Source organism: Agarivorans sp. Toyoura001 (assembly GCF_005405585.1).
Classification (GTDB): Bacteria; Pseudomonadota; Gammaproteobacteria; order Enterobacterales; family Celerinatantimonadaceae; genus Agarivorans.
The window spans coordinates 18,062-39,586 of sequence record NZ_BJEQ01000012.1; the positions used below are offsets into that span (position 1 = coordinate 18,062).

General features: G+C 45.2%; 21 protein-coding genes. 16 read left to right on the forward strand and 5 right to left on the reverse strand.

All coding sequences use genetic code 11. The features are described 5' to 3' along the window. Window positions 1-31 precede the first annotated feature (31 nt). Together FFR00_RS14170 and FFR00_RS14175 are read right to left on the reverse strand one after the other, a co-directional pair. Window positions 32-1,858: an ABC transporter ATP-binding protein gene (locus FFR00_RS14170; RefSeq protein ID WP_137674070.1), complete on the reverse strand. Its 1,827-nt coding sequence runs from the start codon at window positions 1,856-1,858 to the stop codon at window positions 32-34. Window positions 1,859-2,066: 208 nt separating this feature from the next. Further along, window positions 2,067-3,281: a DUF3179 domain-containing (seleno)protein gene (locus FFR00_RS14175; protein ID WP_137674071.1), complete on the reverse strand. Its 1,215-nt coding sequence runs from the start codon at window positions 3,279-3,281 to the stop codon at window positions 2,067-2,069. 129 nt (window positions 3,282-3,410) lie between these two features. Between FFR00_RS14175 and FFR00_RS14180 the strand changes: the two genes are divergently transcribed. Both FFR00_RS14180 and FFR00_RS14185 read left to right on the forward strand, forming a co-directional pair. Beyond that, a complete protein-coding gene (locus FFR00_RS14180) occupies window positions 3,411-4,304 on the forward strand; it encodes a LysR family transcriptional regulator (RefSeq protein ID WP_137674072.1) in 894 nt (297 codons plus the stop codon). A 102-nt stretch (window positions 4,305-4,406) separates the two neighbouring features. Continuing rightward, the gene (locus tag FFR00_RS14185; RefSeq protein WP_137674073.1) at window positions 4,407-5,156 is read left to right on the forward strand and encodes a hypothetical protein; all 750 of its coding nucleotides are present in this window, start codon (window positions 4,407-4,409) and stop codon (window positions 5,154-5,156) included. Between the two features lie 2 nt (window positions 5,157-5,158). On the opposite strand, the gene FFR00_RS14190 is transcribed toward FFR00_RS14185, so the two are convergent. Continuing rightward, a complete protein-coding gene (locus tag FFR00_RS14190; RefSeq protein WP_137674074.1) occupies window positions 5,159-6,052 on the reverse strand; it encodes a LysR family transcriptional regulator in 894 nt (297 codons plus the stop codon). Window positions 6,053-6,208: 156 nt separating this feature from the next. On the opposite strand from FFR00_RS14190, the gene maoP reads away from it, so the two are divergent. The 11 genes from maoP to FFR00_RS14245 all read left to right on the forward strand — a co-directional run bounded on the left by maoP (window position 6,209) and on the right by FFR00_RS14245 (window position 14,777). Then, window positions 6,209-6,565 carry a DUF413 domain-containing protein gene (maoP, locus tag FFR00_RS14195; protein WP_201798755.1) on the forward strand — a complete coding sequence of 119 codons (357 nt, stop codon included), beginning with the start codon at window positions 6,209-6,211 and terminating at the stop codon, window positions 6,563-6,565. 42 nt (window positions 6,566-6,607) lie between these two features. Continuing rightward, on the forward strand, window positions 6,608-7,513 hold the full coding sequence (gene rimK, locus FFR00_RS14200; protein ID WP_137674075.1) for a 30S ribosomal protein S6--L-glutamate ligase: 906 nt from the start codon (window positions 6,608-6,610) through the stop codon (window positions 7,511-7,513). 9 nt (window positions 7,514-7,522) lie between these two features. Next, window positions 7,523-8,530 carry a succinylglutamate desuccinylase/aspartoacylase family protein gene (locus FFR00_RS14205; protein ID WP_137674076.1) on the forward strand — a complete coding sequence of 336 codons (1,008 nt, stop codon included), beginning with the start codon at window positions 7,523-7,525 and terminating at the stop codon, window positions 8,528-8,530. A gap of 17 nt (window positions 8,531-8,547) precedes the next feature. Continuing rightward, window positions 8,548-9,102 (forward strand): mechanosensitive ion channel domain-containing protein, encoded by a 555-nt coding sequence (locus FFR00_RS14210; RefSeq protein WP_137674077.1) that lies wholly within the window; start codon window positions 8,548-8,550, stop codon window positions 9,100-9,102. After that, entirely contained in the window at window positions 9,095-9,520 is a 426-nt protein-coding gene (locus tag FFR00_RS14215; protein WP_137674078.1) for a RimK/LysX family protein, read from the forward strand. Before FFR00_RS14210 ends, FFR00_RS14215 begins: the two co-directional genes overlap by 8 nt. 62 nt (window positions 9,521-9,582) lie before the next feature. Continuing rightward, complete coding sequence (locus FFR00_RS14220; RefSeq protein WP_137674079.1) at window positions 9,583-10,953, forward strand: magnesium transporter; 1,371 nt, start codon at window positions 9,583-9,585, stop codon at window positions 10,951-10,953. Window positions 10,954-10,987: 34 nt separating this feature from the next. Beyond that, window positions 10,988-11,959 carry a magnesium transporter CorA family protein gene (locus FFR00_RS14225; protein WP_137674080.1) on the forward strand — a complete coding sequence of 324 codons (972 nt, stop codon included), beginning with the start codon at window positions 10,988-10,990 and terminating at the stop codon, window positions 11,957-11,959. A 172-nt stretch (window positions 11,960-12,131) separates the two neighbouring features. Then, window positions 12,132-12,425: an AzlD domain-containing protein gene (locus FFR00_RS14230; RefSeq protein WP_137674081.1), complete on the forward strand. Its 294-nt coding sequence runs from the start codon at window positions 12,132-12,134 to the stop codon at window positions 12,423-12,425. A gap of 29 nt (window positions 12,426-12,454) precedes the next feature. Next, window positions 12,455-13,042, forward strand: a complete 588-nt coding sequence (locus FFR00_RS14235) for an AAA family ATPase (RefSeq protein WP_137674082.1) — start codon at window positions 12,455-12,457, stop codon at window positions 13,040-13,042. A gap of 210 nt (window positions 13,043-13,252) precedes the next feature. Beyond that, entirely contained in the window at window positions 13,253-13,933 is a 681-nt protein-coding gene (locus FFR00_RS14240) for a YoaK family protein (protein WP_137674083.1), read from the forward strand. A gap of 127 nt (window positions 13,934-14,060) precedes the next feature. Further along, on the forward strand, window positions 14,061-14,777 hold the full coding sequence (locus tag FFR00_RS14245; protein ID WP_137674084.1) for an RluA family pseudouridine synthase: 717 nt from the start codon (window positions 14,061-14,063) through the stop codon (window positions 14,775-14,777). Between the two features lie 63 nt (window positions 14,778-14,840). Here the strand turns inward: FFR00_RS14245 and FFR00_RS14250 are convergent, their stop codons facing one another. Together FFR00_RS14250 and FFR00_RS14255 are read right to left on the reverse strand one after the other, a co-directional pair. Then, window positions 14,841-15,731 carry an aspartoacylase gene (locus FFR00_RS14250; RefSeq protein ID WP_137674085.1) on the reverse strand — a complete coding sequence of 297 codons (891 nt, stop codon included), beginning with the start codon at window positions 15,729-15,731 and terminating at the stop codon, window positions 14,841-14,843. A gap of 86 nt (window positions 15,732-15,817) precedes the next feature. Further along, a complete protein-coding gene (locus FFR00_RS14255; protein WP_137674086.1) occupies window positions 15,818-16,996 on the reverse strand; it encodes a DNA-binding transcriptional regulator in 1,179 nt (392 codons plus the stop codon). 284 nt (window positions 16,997-17,280) lie between these two features. Here FFR00_RS14255 and xylB point away from each other — a divergent pair, with 284 nt between their 5' ends. The 3 genes from xylB to tal all read left to right on the forward strand — a co-directional run bounded on the left by xylB (window position 17,281) and on the right by tal (window position 21,518). Beyond that, a complete protein-coding gene (gene xylB, locus FFR00_RS14260; RefSeq protein WP_137674087.1) occupies window positions 17,281-18,732 on the forward strand; it encodes a xylulokinase in 1,452 nt (483 codons plus the stop codon). A gap of 141 nt (window positions 18,733-18,873) precedes the next feature. Continuing rightward, window positions 18,874-20,088: a XylR family transcriptional regulator gene (locus FFR00_RS14265; protein WP_137674088.1), complete on the forward strand. Its 1,215-nt coding sequence runs from the start codon at window positions 18,874-18,876 to the stop codon at window positions 20,086-20,088. Window positions 20,089-20,558: 470 nt separating this feature from the next. Further along, a complete protein-coding gene (gene tal / locus FFR00_RS14270) occupies window positions 20,559-21,518 on the forward strand; it encodes a transaldolase (protein ID WP_137674089.1) in 960 nt (319 codons plus the stop codon). Window positions 21,519-21,525 lie beyond the last annotated feature (7 nt).

A 21,525-nucleotide genomic window follows, 5' to 3' on the forward strand; every position in this document is an offset into this window, starting at 1 on the left:
ACTGGCTGGCCTCGCTTATTCACTAAACAAATTACTCTCCCAAGAAGCCACCCGTTTGATGTGACCATAATTGGCTGTAGATACCATCGCCTTGAATTAACTCAGCATGAGTACCTTGCTCAACAATTTCACCTTGGTCGAGCACAATTAAGCGATCCATCGCCGCAATGGTAGATAAACGGTGGGCAATCGCTATCACGGTTTTACCTTCCATCAAATGATTCAAACTGGTTTGAATCGCCGCTTCCACTTCTGAATCCAACGCAGAGGTAGCTTCATCTAATACCAAAATAGGCGCGTCTTTAAGCAAAACTCGGGAAATCGCAATTCGCTGGCGCTGTCCGCCCGAGAGCTTAACTCCACGCTCACCTACGTGTGCATCGTAGCCAGTACGACCATCTTGGTCGGTCAAACTTAAAATAAAATCATGCGCCTTGGCCTGTTTGGCTGCGGTAATCATTTGCTCTTCGCTAGCATCAGGTCGCCCATACAAAATGTTGTCGCGCACCGAGCGATGCAGCAGCGAGGTATCTTGCGTCACCATGCCGATTTGGGCGCGCAAGCTGTCTTGGGTCACTTCGCTAATGTTTTGATCGTCGATCAAAATAGCGCCGCCCTCTACATCATGAAAACGCAGCAATAAATTTACAAGGGTGGTTTTACCCGCGCCAGAGCGCCCTACTAAACCAATTTTCTCACCGGCTTTAATGCTCAAATTCAGCTTATCAATCACGCCACTCTCTTCACCATAGTGGAAGCGAATATCTTGATAATGAATACGGCTTTCTGTCACTTTAATCGGTTTAGCATCCGCTTTATCGGTAATGGTTTGTTCGGTGGTTAAGGTTGTCATGCCATCGGCTACTGTTCCAATATTTTCGAATAGTGAACTGATTTCCCACATGATCCACTGCGCCATCCCGTTAAGGCGCAAGACCAAAGCAATCGCCACTGCAATCGCGCCTACCGATACATCACCTAAGGTCCATAAATAAATAGATAAAGCCGAGATACCAAAGGTCAGTAAATAGTTAGATAACTGCACCGAAAAGTTAAGCCCTGTCACCAAGCGCATTTGCTTATGAACAGTAACCAAGAAGCCATTCATGCCCTCTTGAGCATAATCCGCTTCACGCTGGCTATGTGAGAACAGTTTTACCGTAGCAATATTAGTGTAGCTATCAACGATACGACCACTCATTAAGGAGCGGGCATTGGCCTGTTCAGTAGAGATCCGCTTAAGCCGTGGTACAAACACCAATTGAATCGCAATATAGGCCAACAACCACAACAGCATTGGCCAAATAAGCCTAATATCGGCCTGTGCGACCAGCACCAGCATTGAGAAAAAGTACACTAAGATGTAAACCATCAGGTCTAACAGCTTCATCACGGTTTCACGCACGGCCAAAGACGTTTGCATCACTTTAGTCGCAACTCGACCAGCAAAGTCGTTAGCAAAAAAGCTCACGCTTTGACGCAACAAATAGCGGTGAGCCGACCAGCGAATAGCCATTGGGAAATTGCCCAACAAGGCCTGATGAATCACTAAAGAATCCAACAAAATCAGCAGCGGCATAATAATTAATAAGGTAATCCCCATTAACCACAAGCTACTAGCTTCTTCAGTTAAGAAAGTGGCAGGATCTTTAGTGCCCAGCCAATCAACTAACTGGCCCATAAAGCCAAATAAGGCGACTTCGCAAATAGCAATTAACGCCGATACCACAGACATCACTAACAGTGGTTTGCCCATACCTGCGCAATAGTGCATACAAAACTGGTATAAACCTTTAGGGGGTTGCTCAGGCTCTTGTTTTGGGAAAGCGACCGTAAGCCGCTCAAAAAAACTAAACATTAAAACATTCCTTGTAATAAATCTCAGGGTTACAACGAATTAACTCGTGATTGTACTGTAGCGCAATTAGTCAGTGATGCGCAGCCTTGCTGACCAATAAGCGACAAATTATTAGCATTACCAATAAAACGCCCATTGCCACTGAGAAAAAGGTCAAAGAAAGCACTTTGACCTTTATTACATTGCCACCTAGCGATCAATGTCTTCACTATTTATTGGGATTTAGCTCGGTTTGAGGAAAGAAGTTTGCCCATACAATCCAAAAGATCCCCGCTTTTAGCGTTTCAACACGCTGCAACTGCTTACCATTTTCTAAGTAGCCGGCAAAATCGAGTTGTTTAACGGGCTGTTTGCTGGGGTTGTAAAATACCCCTAAACTTTGCATCTCTTGGTCATAGTTCACCACAATGCTTTGCCCATCAACCACCAGGTTAACGACACCACCTTGGCTTACAACAAACTCTTCGGTGTAGGCAATGTAGTGCTCCCCCACATTAAACGCCCATACCAAACGTTTGCTAGGTAAGCGTTTATCAACATGCTTAATGGTAGGAAAAACCGGTTTGTCTAAGTTGCGTTGAGCATTAATCGCTAGACCAAAAATAAGCTCAATCATTCGGTCGTATAAAAATACCACGGGGTTTTCCCAAAAGGTCACTCGCATGCCTTTTTCTTGGTAGTCGTTCACAAATACCAAGCCTTCTGGGTAAGCCTGTTTAAACTTAGCAAAGGGCATTCTAAACGTCGCCACTTGCTGCATTTCGCCGTCAATCCCAGCATTAATATCGCATTCTCTGCGAGCCCAAAGCTGCTGTACTGGTTGGTCGGTATTGGCATCAGCCATTACCAAGTTATTTTCTAACTGCAGCACCGGGCGTAGCGATAAAGCTTGGCCATTAATCTCTGGCACTACCGCCATGCCCAAATTGGTTAAACCACAATAGGTCATAACAACATTAGACTGCCCATGTTTTTGGTCACCAACCACATGTGGCCGCACCAGCTGCTTATCAGAATGAGCACGCGCTTGTCCGTTATGCTCATAAACAATCACACTTTCATCATCTCGATAAAACTGTGCTGCTTGCTCAGGGCTTAAAAATACCGCATTTTCTTGGCGAGCACGCATCATAATGTCTGGATTAATCGCCCCAGAAAAATACATCACTAAGATAATGGCACTCACCACCAGCATCATTAACAATGAAATGTGGCTAGCCAGCAACAGCCACCCTAACCAAGCAACAGCCAAGCTGATTAAGGTATTGCGACTCAAGCTTTTACGCTTGTGCCAGGCCCGCATCGTTTTTTTCCGCGTAGACTTCACCACCCATTGGCCAAAGTCGCCTAACTCCATAAAAATAATGAAAGCGTAATACATCGCCACCGCCAAGCCCGCACTAATCAATACACTAGATAACATATACACCTCAATTCGATAAACTCATTAAACTGCAGCCAGTGTAGGTTTTGTGAACAATGAGAAAAATCCACGACATCAAAACCCTTTGTTGCATATAATGGAACAAATCAAGCTTGCAAGGATCGCCAGGTGAATTTAGAAGATATGGATCTATTTGTTCAGTTAGCTAAACACGGTAGTTTTACCAAAGCGGCTGACGCAACAGACATTCCAAAATCAACCATTAGTAGACGTATCACCAACCTAGAGAAACACCTGGGTGTGCAACTGCTGGCCCGCACCACCCGCAAGTTAAGCCTTACCGAAGTGGGAGAAAACTATCTGCAAGGTTGCCAGAGTTTAATCGAGCAAGCTAAGCGTTTAGAACAAGATACCCAGCAGCAAAACGACGAACCCAGCGGCACCTTAAGCATCTTTATCCCCAATACCCTGTTACGTGTTTTTTGGCCAGTGGTGATAGAGATGATTAACGACTATCCCGAGTTAAAATTTGAAGCATTTAGCAGCGAAGGTCGCCAAGAAGATCAAACCACCACTCGCTACGACATTATGTTTCATGTTGACGAACCCAAAGATTCTTCGCTAATTGCGCGTCGTGTATCCATTGTTGAATACGATTACTATGCAAGCCCTGCCTATATCGCTAAACATGGTTTGCTGCAACAACCCAGCGATGTAGAAAAACATCAGATTATCTTTAATTCCGTGTCCCAGTCCCCGGTTCATTTTTGGCGTTTTGACTACCAAGGCGAGATTGTGCAGCAAGCTATTTCTCCCTTCTTTAGTGTGCAAAATCCAGAATTGGGTTTAGATTTATGCTTGCAAGATAAAGGCATCGCCTTGGTCCCGCATATGTTGTCTAAAGAGCTAGTGCAACAAGGTAAGCTAGTAAAAGCTTACGCCCACCCGCAGCAACTGAGTGGCTACATTTATGCCATTTACCATTCGAGAAAATTCTTGCCAGCCAAGGTGAGGATATTTATCGACAAGCTACAACGTTTTTTAGAAGCTAAGTTTAATTAGTTCATAAATTGGAACAATGCATTGCATCGAGAGGGATTTTTCGCGGCTGACGGTTTGCCTACACTGTGCCCATCTTAACGAGCACATTGCAGGTATTACTTAATGAACATTAAAACTTCTGTTTACGCCCTTATCTTTGCAGGCCTGATTTCCAGCACAGCCCATGCAGCCAACATTCAGCTAAAAGACGGCCGCGCTTTGCAAGGCGACATTGTGTCGCAAAATGCCGAAACATTAGTGTTAGACATGCAAGGCATTGAAGTTAAATTACCCACTGAGCAAGTGGCCAGCATTGATTTTAACGACACCAATAACATCGTGACTCCTGCACCCGCCGCAGAAGAACCGGTTACCTCTCAAGCCTCGAATGAACCGGTAGAAGTTCCAGCAGGCACTATTCTTACTATTCGCATGAGCGAAAGCGTGAATACTCGCCAGCATGAAACTGGCCAGCGCTTCACCGCAACCTTAGAAGCCAACTTAATGTCGGGCGATACGGTGGTAGCTAAGCGTGGTAGTACTGTTTATGGCGAGCTGAGTGAAGTGAAAAAAGCCGGTCGAATTGCCGGCTCCGCAGACATGGCCATCACCCTAACCAGTATTCTTATTAACGACCAAATGCACGATATTCATACCGACATACTAAGCTCTAGTGGCGCTAACACCGCCGGTGACACCGTGGGAAAAACCGCACGTGCGGCTGCTATTGGTGGCTTAATTAACGGCAGTGATGGCGCGAAAAATGGGGCTAAAGTGGGGGTTGGCGCATCGGTACTCACCCAAGGTAACGACATAGAGCTGCCAAAAGACAGCCTCATTGAATTTACCTTAGCCGCGCCTTTAGTCGCGTAGGTTTAATCAGCAGGCGGCAGCTCACCCGCCTGCTGTAAAATAAAGGCGGTAGAAGGTTCAGTTTTATCCAGCAGTTTTTCAACTTGCTTAATCTGGTCCAGTGTCGCCGAGTCTTTACGGTAACTCAAATACACAGGTTGTAACCAAGGCTCTGCATCTTCAACATAAAACAATTGCTGGCTGTCGATAAAGGGTTCAATCATAGAAGCAGGCAAGTAGCTTGCCCCGCCTTTTTCCAGAATAAAGTCTAAAGCAATTCGGCCGGTAGAGGTGCGCAAAAACGGTGGCGGCATTTTGCTGTGTCGAGAAGCATGTTCAGAGCTAAATCGTGTTCCCCAATCTACATACACATAGCTTTTCGCTAACGCCGATAGCTGATTCTGCCGCTGAGTAGAGACCAGCACCAACTCCAAATCGGCCACCTTACTACAGACTAATTCATCAGACTTTAGCTGATCTAGCCCCACCCCAATATCAAGGGTTCGCTCTACCAACGCTCGATGCATGTGCTCACGGCCTAAACTCTCGGCACTAAACGCATACCCTTGAAAGGTATCAGTAATCACACTTAAACAATGCTGCAAATAAGCGTCCCACACATTCGGCGTACCCGCTAACGCAAGCTGAATAGCGTGTGCTTTGCTCAACAGTAATTCGGCTTTAGATTGCTCTAAAGTACGCACCATGTTTTCGGCGTAGGCAATTAAACGTTCGCCAGAACTGGTGAGTTTTATGGCGTTACGATCTCGAATAAATAATTGAGTATCAAAAAAACTTTCTAGCTGTTTAATCCGCGCACTCACCGCCGCTTGGGTGATATACAGGTTCTCAGAAGCTCGCCCAAAATGCTTAACTTTGGCCACCTCCAAAAACGTTCGGAATACTTTTACATCCATTCAATAGCCCCTTTCCCGCTAACCCGAGGTTAACAAACAAAATTTGTTCATACGATAAAAACAATTCGTTTTCATCTTGAACAAATATTCTCTACCTTGCAGCCAAATTACCCACGGCTGTAAAAGCCGCTTCACCACTAAGTTGGAGTGACCGCAATGATGATCGATTTTCGCTTTGGCAACAAACGTTTCTACGACGATAAACGATTTAAACACGGGTTTCGTAAATCGGGTGATTTCACTCTACTTGAGTCCGAGTTGCTCAGTTTATATGGCGAAACAATGCGAGCGCTAGATGCGGGAGAAATGATGCCCGAAGGGCAGCAAGAACAGCACTTTTTATTGGTCTGTAGCAAGCAACTTGAAGCAAACACCAAACTAGAAAAAATTTGGATTAAATACAAAGACCTAGCCCACTCAAGACGGCGTTTTCATACCTTGAATAGTCGCTCTAAATCTCAGGTAGATAATCTTGAGAATGAAGATGAAACATTTGTCACTGAAGATGGCTAAGCCCATTTATTTAAGCTAATCATAAATTAATAGGATCGAATCATGCGTGTAGCCATTTTATCTCGAGGTGAAAACCTTTACTCCACCCGCCGCTTAAAAGAAGCAGGCGAAGCGCGTGGACACCAAGTTGACATCATTGACACCTTGCATTGCTATATGGATATCACCAGTAGTAAACCAACAGTACGTTACAACGGCGAAGTACTGCCGCAATATGATGCGGTGATTCCACGCATTGGTTCGTCGATTACCTTTTATGGCACAGCAGTGGTGCGCCAATTTGAAATGATGGGTACTTTTTGTGTCAATGAGTCGGTAGCAATTAGCCGTTCTCGCGACAAACTGCGTTCACTACAGTTGTTGTCTCGCAAAGGTATTGGCTTGCCACGTACCGGTTTTGCCAGCAAACCTGACAAAATTCAGGATCTGATTAAAAATGTTGGCGGAGCTCCGTTAGTCATCAAACTGCTAGAAGGCACTCAAGGCATAGGCGTGGTATTGGCCGAAACCAACAAAGCCGCCGAAAGTGTGATTGAAGCGTTTATGGGCTTAAAAGCCAATATTTTGGTGCAGGAGTTTATTAAAGAAGCCGGTGGCGCCGATATTCGCTGCTTAGTGGTAGGCGGAAAAGTGGTTGCGGCTATGAAACGCCAAGCGGCCGAAGGCGAGTTTCGTTCCAACCTACACCGTGGCGGCGCCGCACAATTGGTGCGCCTAAGCAAAGAAGAACGTGCCACTGCTATTAATGCTGCTAAGGCCATGGGTTTGAACCTATGTGGTGTAGACATATTGCAGTCAAACAACGGGCCAGTGGTGATGGAGGTTAACTCTTCTCCGGGCTTAGAGGGCATTGAAAACGCCACCGGTAAAGATGTTGCCGCTATGGTATTCGAGTTTATCGAGAAGAACGCCAAGCCCTTTGCCACCAAAACACGCGGCAAAGGGTAGAGGTAAGCCATGATTATTGCTGGAACAGAGATTAAGCCGGGTGAGCAAAAGCAACTACAAATTCCGGTGGCCAAGCTCTATACCGACACCGACATTTCTATTCCGGTGCATATCACCCGCGCCAAGCGCGCGGGACCAACGGTATTTATTAGCGCGGCGGTACATGGTGACGAGCTAAACGGGATTGAGATTATTCGCCGTTTAACTCGCTCATCTAGCTTTAAAATTACCAAGGGCTGCCTAATTGCAGTGCCGATGGTTAATATTTATGGGGTGTTAAACCAGAGCCGTTATATGCCCGATAGGCGCGATTTAAATCGCTGCTTTCCGGGATCAGAAAAAGGCTCGTTAGCCGGTCGACTGGCACACATATTTCTCACCGAGATTGTGGCGCATTGCGACTACGGCATTGATTTACATACGGGCGCGATTCATCGCTCTAATTTGCCACAAATTAGAGCCAACTTGAAAGACCCAGAAACCCAACAACTGGCTGAAGCTTTTGGCGTGCCAGTATTGCTAAATGCCGATTTACGAGATGGTTCGTTACGGGAAGCGGCGGTAGATAACGACACAAAAATACTGCTTTACGAAGCGGGTGAAGCACTGCGCTTTGATGAGCTATCGATACAAAGTGGGGTAAAAGGCATACTAAAAGTTCTGTCGCATTTAGGTATGATTAAAAAGCGCCGCAGCAGTAAAAAAGCGTCGCCATACGTAGCCTATAGCAGCGCTTGGTTACGCGCATCCGCCAGCGGTATTGTGACTGAATATGCACAGCTAGGTGATTTGGTGGATGCCGGTGACATCATGGCCGACATTAACAGCCCTTTTGGCGAGTTAATTAATCAAGTACGCGCAAAACGTTCTGGCATAGTAATAGGTAAGCAGAACATACCCTTGGTACAAGAGGGTGACGCCATGTACCACTTAGCGTTTTTTGGCGCAGAACAAGATGAAGTCGCCGAACAAATAGAAAATTGGCAAGTGTCGATTAGCCCTTCGACCAGCCCTTAACAGAACAAGGTAAAACAATGAGTATTACTACCATTTTCCTTATCGCAGTAGCTTTTGCAGCCTTTTTTATTGCTCAAAGCAAACTTAACCAAGTGGTGCTTAGCTACGGTGAAGAGCGCAATATTGCCAAAACAAGGATTCATTACGTCAGTTGGATATTACGTAGTGTTTTAGTGCTGCTGTTAGTCATGGTTGTTAGCGTGGTTAGTGATGTTGGCTTCAACGACTTTGGTATATTTCTCTCTTCGGTATTTGCGGTATTAGGTGTCGCGCTATTTGCCCAGTGGTCTATTTTAAGCAACGTAACTGCCAGTGTTATTGTATTTTTCTTTTTCCCTTACCGAGTCGGTAACCGAGTAAAAATACTCGACGGCGACAACTCTATTGAAGGGCGTTTAGAAGAAATCACCCTGTTCCACGTGATTTTGCTGGCAGACAATGGCGCTAAGCTCACTTTTCCTAATGCCATGGTATTTCAAAAAGCGGTCGTCATTGGCGAGCACCAGCCTACCCGAGCCTTAGAAAAGAAAACCCCTGCAGCGGCAGAACCAGAAGAAGATAACAATGGCTAAATTAATCATAGGTAACTTAGAAACTGGCCACCTGCCCGATTTAGGGATTAGCGATTTACAGGTGCGTGTAGATACTGGTGCAAAAACCTCGGCCCTGCATGTAGATAACTTAGAGCGAACCAAAGTAAACGGTAAGCCACATATTAGCTTTGATTTACATCCAGACATTTATAACTTGGATCAGGTGAGTCGTTGCAGTGCGTCAGTATTTGATACGCGGAAAATAAAGTCATCTAATGGCGATGTTGAACAACGTTATGTTATTCAAACTAGATTTCAATTGGGCGAACATGTTTGGCCTATTGAAATAACACTAAGTAACCGTAAAGATATGACTTATCTAATGTTATTAGGCCGTGAAGGCATGGGTGACAATGTGTTGGTCGATCCTTCAAAAAGCTTTTTGGTGAATACCTAAGGGGTACCGCCCATTTGCAGCATCGAGGAATAGATCACTAACCACCAATAAGGACAGCCACAATGACCAGCGAAGCAAAGACAAGCTCCAACCAACAAACCTTTGATGGTCACCATGACGCGGCACTACGCCGCGTTTTGGATGCGCTTGACCAAGAGCAACAGCCGGCCGATCTCAGCTTTATTAGCCAATACGACAACGCGATATTAGCTAACCTTATCGAATCACTGCCCGACGGTTACCGCCAACACATTTGGCCGCAATGCAGCACCGAGCGCTACTGGGACATACTGCACTTAATGCAGTATGAAACGGTTAAGCACTTACTTAGCCAATTTAGCCAACAACAACTCAACGAGTTACAGCATTTCGTTAGTGATACCGAAATTGTTGAATTTGCCGATATTCTTCCAGATTCGATGGTGGATATTTATCTTGAACAGCAAGATGAACTCACCGCCGCACAGCTGCAAGACGCATTAAGCTACGAAGACGAACAAGTTGGCCGCTATGTAGATACCCACATTTTACGTGCCCGACCAAATTCTACGGTAGAACGCATTAAACAACGTTTAAGCACTCGGAGTAACAAACACGTCGCCATTTACTTGGTGGATGCCAATGGGCAATTTCAGGGTGCCTGCAGCATGACCGATATCAGCAATGCCAGTGACCACACTCGGCTCAGTGAACTCGGCCAAAGCATAGAAGTATTCGACCACCAGCAAATGCTGGCCGATATCGCTTTGTCACTGAACGTTGTGCCGGGGCATGCTTGGCATCCGGTGCAGAGAGACGGAAAAATTATTGGTGCGATTGCGCTATCTAACATTGTGCAATGGCTGCAAGAACGTAGCTTAGATATTGCCATTAGCGATTCCCCTTCTGATGAGGAAGATCTGTTCACTCCTGTGCCCACAGCCGCCAAAATGCGCGCAATTTGGCTCACCACCAACTTAGCCACTGCGTTTTTAGCCTCTTGGGTAATTGGTTTATTTGAAGGCGCTTTGCAGCAATTAGTTGCACTCGCTATTTTAATGCCGGTAGTGGCCAGCATGGGCGGTATTGCCGGTAGCCAAACCTTAGCTGTAGCCTTGCGAGGTATTGCGCTAAACCACTTACAACAAAGTAACCTTAAGCTGCTGTTAAACAAAGAACTTAAAATTGCAGCCTTTAACGGCTTAATGCTGGGTTTGGTGATAGCTGGCGTGGTGAGCTTGTGGTTTCAATCACTGCCATTAGGCATGGTGATTTTTGTCGCCATAGTATTAAACAGTTTGGCAGCCGCAGCTTCGGCCACCATGATTCCCTTTGTACTGAAAAAAATGAAGATTGACCCTGCGGTAGCGGGATCGGTAATACTTACTACAGTGACCGACATTGTAGGCTTTGTCGCCTTCTTAGGCCTCGCTTCACTCTTTTTAATAAGCTAGACAAGGGCTTAAGTCAGCCAATTAAGGATAAACCATGATAAGAACCTGGTTAAGCACCGGCAAAGAAGCGCCTACTCACGGCGATGAGGCACAGATAAATATCTGGTTTGAGAACACCGATAGCTGCATTTGGATCGACATTGATTTAAGCACCTTTAGCCAAGCCAAAGCAGAACAATTACTTAAACGTTTTACTTGCCACCCTTTGGCCATTGTTGATGTTTTTCGCTCTCGTCACCCACCCAAAATCGAGCTATTTGAAGAACAAGTATTCATGCTGTATCGCGGCATTCAAAGCTGCTTAGGCGAGTTGCGGTTCGAGCATATGCAACTAGCCATGTTGGTAGGAAAAAACTACCTGATTACACTGCACCAAGGGCAGTCACAAGGTATAGAAAACTTACTCACGCAGAACTTTCACAAGTATCTTCAGCACCCGCTCAGCTTAGCCAGCCGCATTATGCACAGTGCATCTACCTTGTATTTGAATCAGCTATTGGCATTTGAAGATCAACTCAGTGAGCTAGAAGAACAACTTAGCGATCATGGTGACGACCAGTTACTCAGCACCATTACTCGACAAAAAACCGACATATTGCGCTTAAATAGGATCTTTAATTACCACTTAAGCTTAAGCAAAAAGCTACTCAACTTAGAGCAAGAACAAAGCCTAAACGGGATCGCTATTGATCAACCCGTACTGCAAGATTTGCACGAGCGCTTCGAACGGTTGCACAGCCTAAGCAGCATGTATTATGAAATATGCGGCGACCTTGTTGACGGCTACTTATCAATTAGCTCTCATAAGCTAAACAACACCATGCGAGTGTTAACCTTGATTACCGCCATTTTTGTCCCTTTAAGTTTTTTAGCCGGCATTTACGGCATGAATTTCGAGGTAATCCCAGAGCTGCACCACCCCAATGGCTACTTTATCTTAATCGGTGTGATGTTCACTATCGCACTAACTTTGATTGGGCTATTTAAATGGAAGCGCTGGTTTTAAGCCTATTAGGCAACTATTTGAAACTACTGCGTCTTTATTCAGCACAAAGTGACAAACAAACTCGCGTTCATCATTGCGCCTACTCGGCATTAAATAACAAATAAGTTATTAAGACAGGTAAACTAGTGTCGTTAATTTCATGCATTTGTATTTATCCGCTTTGGAGATCGTAATGGATTGGATCGCACTACTGGCCGCAGCAACAATAATTGCTAGCTTTATCTTTATCATTTATTTGAGCAATCGGCTCACGAATAAATGGTTTCGTTATGCGCTTAGGTTGCTCGCTGCGCCGTTAGCTCTGATGACGATTGTCATTTACACTCTGGCTTTAGATATGCCGCTTAAGTCATCTGAAAAAGCCGGAGCCTACTTATTTTATTTGGCCATAACCCTAGCTGTCGTTTATCTATTTATGCGGCATAGAAAAAAATCAAAGGCGATAGCTGCTCAGCAAGCCTCGTAGAATACGATTTAGCAAACAACGGAATGATAATGAAACGATTAATCTTGGTCACCTCTCCGCCTGCCAGCGGAAAAACCTATATCTCTAAGCAATTAGCCAAAGCGCTCAAGCACGTTGTTTACTTAGATAAAGACACACTTATCGTGTTATCTCATCAAATTTTTAAGCTGGCCAATGTGGAAGTAAACCGCAGTTCAGATTTCTTTGAAGAGCATATTCGCAACTACGAATATCAGGCTACCTTAGCCCTTGCCATGGAGGCATTAGATTACGACGATATCGTTTTAATTAATGCGCCATTTACCCGCGAGATAAGAGACACTGCTTACATTGATGAACTAAAACAACAGTTGGTAGAGAAAAATGCTCGACTCACTGTGGTTTGGGTAGAAACCGATGTTGATGTAGTGAAACAGCGCATGATTGACCGAAGCTCATCAAGAGATACTTGGAAATTAGAAAACTGGGATGAATACATTAAGGGAGTCGACTTTTCTGTTCCTCACTGTATTGATAACCCAGAAGTGGTGGACGACTTACTGTTATTTAAAAACTCTAATCAGCAGCAGTACCAGCAATCGATGCAGGACATTCTTAAGGTGTTAGAAACCAAATAGCCTTATACGGCTGAACCTTTAAAAGTGCTAAATTAATGCGAAAGGCGGGCCTAAAAGACCCGCCTTTTTCTTGTTTAACGCAAATGCTAGTGAAACTAATTCAGTGAAGACCTTATAATGCTAGATTCTGTGCTCACTATTCCACTTAGGTTTGAATGAGCCGCTTAGTTAACCGGCTGCTTCTCCCTCCCTTCAGCGTAAAGGATTAATGTGATTTCGAAATTACCCCGCTGGGTAGAATATGGTTCATTTGTATTGGCCCTTGTTGCTGGGCTAGTGAATGCAATTGGCTTATTAGGTTTTAAACACCAAGCTATTTCTCATTTATCGGGTACTGCCACACTGATTGGCACAGGTATCGTAAACTCAACACTGTCAGATTTACTGCACTTAAGCCTAGTGGTGGTTAGTTTTCTGGCGGGGTCGGCAATATCAGGATTTTTTCTTCGCAGTGGCTCGTTAAAGCTAGGGCGTAACTACAGCGGACTGCTCACGCTAGAGGCTTTTTTCTTGGTAGCTTCAGTGTTTTTATTATCGCAAGATTCCATGCACGGGCACTACTTAGCCTCGGCCGCCTGTGGCCTACAAAATGCCTTAGCCACCACTTACAGTGGAGCGGTTATTCGCACTACCCACCTTACCGGCATCTTCACCGACTTAGGGATTATGTTTGGCGCAAAACTGCGTGGAGAAGCATTTGATAAACGCAAAGCGATGCTGTTTTTGATCATCATTTCTGGCTTTGTCGCGGGCGGAACGTTAGGAGCCTTATCTTTTAGTACCTTACATTTTAAGGCACTGTTTATACCTGCCAGTATTTGCTTATTACTCGCCGTTTCGTATTCAATTTACAGCGCAAGAGTCAGGCATAACTCTAATAATGTTCAATAAAAAAGTTGGCAAGTAAATAGGCGGTAATGTGTATAGAGACAATCACAGCCATACCAAACCTTAGCATACAACAGCGCCTTGTAAGGGTTATTGCTATATTCCTCTTCTTTAACTGTGGATCGTTTACATGCCCGATAGAAAAAGCCTTCACACCCAAGCGATTGTTGATGATTTTGTGGCACCTGTTTGCGATGAGTCGGTGGATATATTGTATCAAGACCAAGATATCTTGCTAATCAATAAACCCAGCGGTTTACTGAGTTTGTCGGGTAAAAATCCTCTTAACTGGGACTCAGTACATTATCGCTTAGTACATGGCCAAGCCGGAGTAAGCCCGGTTTTTCCTAAAGCATTATTGCCCCACCGATTAGATTTAGGCACATCAGGTATTATGGTTGTCGGTTTACATGCAGCCGCTGCACAGCACCTTAACAAACAATTTCAAGCACGTACTATTCGCAAATATTACCTAGCCATTGTAGAGGGCTGGATCGAACAGCAGCAAGGGCAGATAAATCTCGCCATCGCTAAAGATAAGCGGCTCTTTCCTAAAGTAAAAATTTGCCTCAGTACTGGCAAAGCAGCTATTAGCCAATACACGGTATTAAAACGCCTAGAGCACCCGCGCAGAAGCTTAGTACAGTTTGAGCCGCTCACAGGACGCACTCATCAATTACGGATCCACAGCCATGCAATTGGCCACCCTATTCTTGGCTGTGATTTGTATAAGAGTATAGACAGCCAACAGCTGTCTACACGTTTGCAATTGCACGCCAGCGACTTGTTCTTCGCTCATCCAAGTAGCGGTGATGAAATACATGCAAACAGCCCTAGCCCATTTTAACGGTTTGCTAAAACGCCACTGAAAAACAATAAGCGTTAACAACATTCAGCCAGAATGAGTCGGCTAACTTAGCTCTAAACGTACTTTTTCTAACAAAGACATAGCCAGATCGTTATCGTAATAAGCCGCTTCATTGATAAAAGCGGGATACACGGTTTTGTCCCCTTCATAGCAAATATCTTCGCCAGTAAAGGTTCTAAAAATAGGGTCGCCGGGATTAATCGGCTGGTAGTCATTGTCTTGCACATTGCTGTGTACAGTAGCAATACGTTCACCCTGTTCATCTAGTGGCAGTTTAATGCTGTCGAGATATAAAAAGGCTTCTACAGAGTGAGGGAGTTCAGGTAACTGTTGTTGGTTATGCAAGTCAACAAAATCCAGAATGTGGCCAGTCATGGTTTCCATTTGCTCAAGAATATCTTGGCGCAATACCGATTGCGGCTGCGGGCCCACTTCAATTAATACGCCGCGCCGCCCGCAGCTGGCAAGGAATCGATGATTCGCCAAATCGTCTTCTGGTTCATCTAAAAATACCACCGCTTCCGGCATCAGCATTTTTACATAGGCCGCCAGCTGCAGATCAAAAGGAGTTTGATCCAACAAAATTAGCGTTGGCCCCATGTTTGAGGTGGTATTGTGCAAATCAATCACCAAATCCATGTTTGGATTGGTTTTAGGACCAAGCTGTTGATGCAGCACTTTAGCCCGAGATTGTTCGTAATTAGCTAAAGAAAAATCAGCCAATTCGCTGGCACTAAACTGGCGGTTTAAGTCAGCATCAATATAGCGTTTGTTTTCGCCATAGGCTTTTGGATTAGCAAATACTGTTTCTACACTCAGGCTAGAACGGGCCAATAATTGCGGATGTTGTTGCCATTTCTTCAGCAGATAAATACCGCTAAATTCGTTTCCGTGGGTACCGCCAACAATGGCGATGTTGCTGATTTTAGACAAGCGAAGCATTCCTTTTAAGCGTTGCAAACAGCCTTGAGCTTAAAAGGAAACGCGCCCTGACTCAAGCCAAAGCGCGGGCATTGTTCTTACTCTTCTTGTTCTTGCTTGCTGATGCGGTAAGCTTTAGGTGTTAGCTCTAAATCTTTCTTAAATACCGCGTACATGTATTGCAGTGAAGGATAGCCACATAGCTCGGCGATGTCTGAGGTAGACAGCTCGGTATTACGTAGCAAACTCATGGCTTGTTCTAGCTTGGCGCAGTGAATCTCTTGGTGCACAGAGTGACCAATATCATCCTTAAAACGCTTCTCAAGATTTGAACGTGAGACTTTTACATAGTCCAGCACTTGCTCTACCTTAATACCCTTACAAGCGTTATGACGAATGAAGTGCATTGCTTGAATCACATAAGGGTCTTTTAGTGCTTTGTAATCGGTAGATTGACGTTCAATAACCTGCTCAGGGCCGACCAACTCACGTACTTTACGTAACTCTTGTCCCTGTAATTGGCGGTGCAGTAGCTTAGCGGCTTGGAAGCCAATTTTACGACAGCCCTGCGCCACAGAACTTAAAGAAACACGGCTTAAGTGGCGAGTTAAGTCTTCGTCATCAATACCAATAATTGACACTTTATCGGGAACAATAATGCCTAAATGGTCACACACTTGCAGTAAGTGGCGAGCACGTGCATCAGATACCGCCACAATGCCCACCGGTTTTGGCATTGATTGAATCCAATCGGCTAAACGGTTCATGGCGTATTGCCAAGACTCGGGCGTGGTTTCCATACCACGATAAACGGCACATTCGTAACCATCGCTCGCCACCAGTTGTTGGAAAATAGACTCTCGTTCCATCGCCCAGCGGTTGCCATCATTTGGCGGCATGCCGTAGTAAGCAAAGTATTCCAGCCCTTTGGCTTTTAAATGCTCGTAAGCAGAATTAACCAAGGCGCGGTTATCGGTAGCCACGTAAGGAAAATCAGGGTATTGGTCTGGGTTCTCGTAAGAGCTACCCACGGCCACAACGGGTACTCGCAAACCGGTAAGCGCTTGTTCTATTTCAGGGTCATCGAAATCGGCAATAATGCCGTCGCCAACCCAGTGTTGTAGTTTGCTGATCCTGCAGCGAAAATCTTCTTCCAGAAAAATATCCCAATCACACTGCGAAGCCTGCAAGTAGTCACCGATGCCTTTAATAATTTGGCGGTCGTAGACCTTGTTAGCATTAAACAGCAGAGTAATTTTGAAACGTTTAGCAAACATGTGGGGCTCCTAAAGCACGGTGCCTATCTAGATTTAATTTAATATGTAAAAAAATAACCCTAAGCGCTACTGTGAAAAATCATAATGTGATTATGATCATGCACATTTCACGCAAAACTGTGAACTCAGACACGTCGTGGAAAAACGCTATCACGCAAGCAATTTTCATAATTGAGTACCGTTTCCGATCCACGGCAGGATGAGGTAACAATTAAACATCTTTGCTGCCAACCAAAACACCTTTAACCAGGCCGAGCAGCCCGCGTCCAATTAAGGAACTACTTATGTATATCGGTATTGATTTAGGCACCTCTGGGGTAAAAGTTGTGCTTCTCGCTGAAAACGGTGACATTTTAAGCCAAGCCAAAGCAAGCTTAACGGTATCACGTCCTGCGCCGCTATGGTCTGAGCAAGCGCCGCAAGATTGGTGGCAAGCCACTCAAGATGCAATGACCACCTTAAGCAAGCAGCACTCTTTAGCCCAAGTAAAAGCGATTGGTTTAAGCGGACAAATGCACGGCGCCACCTTATTAGATGCTAAAGGCGAAATTCTACGCCCCGCCATTTTATGGAATGACGGCCGCAGCGCCGCTCAGTGTGAAGAAATTGAAGCCGCCGTGCCTAACTCTCGCAAAATAGTTGGCAACTTAATGATGCCTGGTTTTACTGCACCAAAACTACTGTGGATTAAGCAAAACGAACCAGAAATTTTTGCCCAAGTAGACAAAGTATTGCTGCCAAAAGATTACTTACGTTACTTGTTGTCGGGTAACTTCGCCTCAGACATGTCAGATTCTGCCGGTACCATGTGGTTAGACGTTGCCAAACGTGATTGGAGTGAAGAGATCTTAGCCGCTACCGGCTTAAGCCGCGCCAATATGCCAGAGCTGTTTGAAGGCAGTGAAGTGACCGGTAACTTAAAACCTGAATTAGCCGAGCGCTGGGGAATGCCAGCAGTACCGCTAGTGGCAGGCGGTGGTGATAACGCTGCAGGTGCAGTAGGCGTGGGCATTACTAAACCTGGCCAAGCAATGTTATCACTAGGTACCTCTGGCGTTTACTTTGCGGTAAGTGACGGCTACCTAAGCAATCCTGAATCAGCGCTACACAGCTTTTGTCATGCCTTACCCAATGCTTGGCACTCTATGTCGGTGATTCTGAGCGCTGCTTCATGTTTAGACTGGGTGGTCAACTTAACCGGTCAAGCAGACGTACCCAGCATGCTAGCCGCTGTAGAAGCCGCACCAGAGAGTGACAACCCAGTATTCTTCTTACCTTATCTATCGGGCGAGCGTACTCCACATAACAACCCTGAAGCCAAGGGTGTGTTCTTTGGTATGACTCACTCCACCGGGCCATTAGATCTATGTCGCGCGGTATTAGAAGGCGTGGCCTTTGCTTTTGCCGACGGCTTAGATGCACTGCATGCTACTGGCTTAAAACCTGATGAAATCACCTTAATTGGTGGTGGTGCACGCAGTCAGTTTTGGCGTCAAATGTTAGCCGATGTATTTGGCCAAAGCGTGAGTTACCGCTTAGGTGGCGAAGTAGGCCCAGCACTTGGAGCAGCACGTTTAGCCCAACTAGGTGTGGCTGAAAGCCCAGATTTAGATGTGATTTGCCCAGTACCAGAATTAGTAGAAGTGCATCAAGTCAATAACCAACGTCATGCTATGTACAGCAAACGTCGCGAAACGTTCCAAGCACTGTACCCGGCTGTAGCGCCTTTATTTTAACGGTTTATAAAAAATGAAAATTAGCCATAGCACAGCTATGGCTAATTTGATCCAGCAGCGGTTAGCACATTCGATAGATCAGCATTTATCGAATGTGGTCACCTTAGCTGAATAAGCGTAGTAATACGGAAGATAAATACTATGGCAAAAAACAACCGCGTAGCATTGTTATTGAACGCGAACATGGCCTACGACCGTGGCATTATTACCGGCATATCATCATTTTTGAAAAATGGTACGCCATGGAATCTGTTTATTGGCGAACAAAACTTGTTCTCAATAGATGACTTTAGTAAATGGCAAGGCGATGGGGTAATAGCTGATTTTGATCACCCGGAAATTCGTGACGCGATCAAATCGCGTAATATTCCAGTAGTTGGTATTTCTAGCAGCGAGATGGTTGCCAATACCATGCAAGACTACCCCGTGGTGATGTCTGACAATAAACAAATCATCAACATGGCTGCACGCTTTTTAAAAATGCGTCGCTACACCCACTTGGCATTTTGTGGTTACCCCAATCGCCCGTTTAACGATTGGTCGGCAAACCGCGAGCAACTGCTGCGCGACTGGTGTGAACGCAATCAATGCGCCTACAGCCAGTTTAGCGCCAAAGATAATATCGACACTTGGGACAGCGACTTACAGTGTTTATGTGATTGGTTAAGCCGTTTGCCTAAACCGGTGGGCATTATTGCCGCCAACGATGTACGTGCTCGCCAACTTAGCTACGCTTGCCAACTGGCCAACATTAGTATCCCCGAAGATGTATCAATAATGGGCATTGATGACGACGAGCTAAACTGTACCTTAAGCTTGCCAACCCTGACTTCGGTTCGCCAAGGTACCCGTGCCATGGGCTACTTAGCCGCCTCTTTGTTACAACCATTAATGGATGGCAAGAACTTAGCTAAACGCCACCATTACGTGCAACCTGAACGGGTTATTGGCCGCGACTCTACCGACTTTTTCCACTTTAAAGACAACTTAGTGCGTGGGGCTTTAAGCCTAATTCGCATTAATCAGGGCAATATTAAAGTCAAACAAATCTTGGCGGAACTGGGCTGTTCACGTGGCGCAATTGATAATAAATTTCATGACGAATTAGGCATGTCATTGCATGCCTATTTGCTCGATAGCCAGCTAAATCTAGCGCTAGAGTTACTGGTAGATACCGAGCAAACCTTAAGTGAAATTGCCAAGGTAGTTGGCTTTAGTAGCCCTCAGTATTTGTCTTGTGCCATTAAGAAACGCTGGAATATGACGCCGGGCATGTTACGCGAGCAGAAGGGTGTAACAAACCGAGAGCTAGCTCCCCTTATTGAGGACGAAGGAGAAATACTAAAAGAGGCCTAGTTTCATCTACTTGGCATAAATCCTTAGTAACATTTGGTCATCAAAGCCAGTGAATAACTGGCTTTGACACAATTATCACCGGTCACTAATGGCGACATGCAATAGCTAAGTTCGCCTTTGGTGCATCCAACAAATATGGTGAAGATCAAAAAAACATCATAGTGATTATTAAAACTCTGGGGCGAGGCCGCGTTTCTTTTTTCAACAAATCGGCGCACCATGCTGTGGAGTGTGACAAAACCATGAAGCTTGTGCAGTAGATCCACAGAAAACGCCAAATAAAGCGTGATCTAGATCGGGACTGCGAAAATTCAACATTAGCGCTAAAAAAAGCGTAATTGCGCTCAAATGCCAGTCTGGCACTTTAATACGGACATGAAGCTTAGCTTGGTCATTGACCTTCAACCAATAATGAAGGCCCGCCAAACAAGCCGCACATTTTGTTTTAACCACAAGGGTCTATACATCTTATGAGTTCTCTACTTACACAGCTAAAACAATACACCACGGTAGTTGCCGATACTGGCGATTTGGATACCATGCGTAAATTTTCACCAGAAGACGCAACCACTAACCCATCGTTAATTGTTAAGGCTCTAGGTTTGCCTGAGTACTCTAGCTTGCTGAAAGAAGTGGCTGAGTGGGCTAAAACTCAATCAAACGTGCAAGCCGAGCAAATCGAAATGGCTGCCGACAAGCTGGTAGTAACCATTGGTTGTAAAGTGTTGGAATTAGTACCTGGTCGCATTTCTACTGAAGTAGATGCACGTTTATCTTTTGATACCGAAGCCAGCATTACTAAAGCACGCCGTTTAATCGAGCTTTACCAAGCGGCTGGCATTAGCAAAGAGCGCGTATTAATTAAACTTGCCTCTACTTGGCAGGGCATTCGTGCCGCTGAACAGTTAGAGAAAGAAGGCATTAACTGTAACCTAACCTTGTTGTTCTCATTTGCTCAAGCCCGTGCATGTGCTGAAGCAGGTGTATTCTTAATCTCTCCTTTTGTTGGCCGTATTTTAGATTGGTACAAAGCGAACAACGCTGACGCAGATTACGCTGGCGCGAAAGACCCTGGCGTTATCTCGGTATCTGAAATTTACAGCTACTACAAAGACCATGGCTACAACACGGTAGTGATGGGTGCCAGTTTCCGTAACATTGGCGAAATCGTTGAACTAGCCGGTTGTGACCGTTTGACCATCGGTCCTGCACTACTTGAAGAGTTAGACCAAACTGAAGCGCAATTAGATGTGCGCCTTCAAGATAAAGGTGTTAGCCAAAACCGCCCCGCTCCAATGACCGAAGCAGAGTTCTTTTGGGCACACAACGAAGATGCAATGGCGACAGAGAAACTGGCTGAAGGTATTCGTGCCTTTGCCGTTGACCAAGTGAAATTAGACAAGATGCTAATTGAAGCGCTTGAAGCTTAAGAATTAC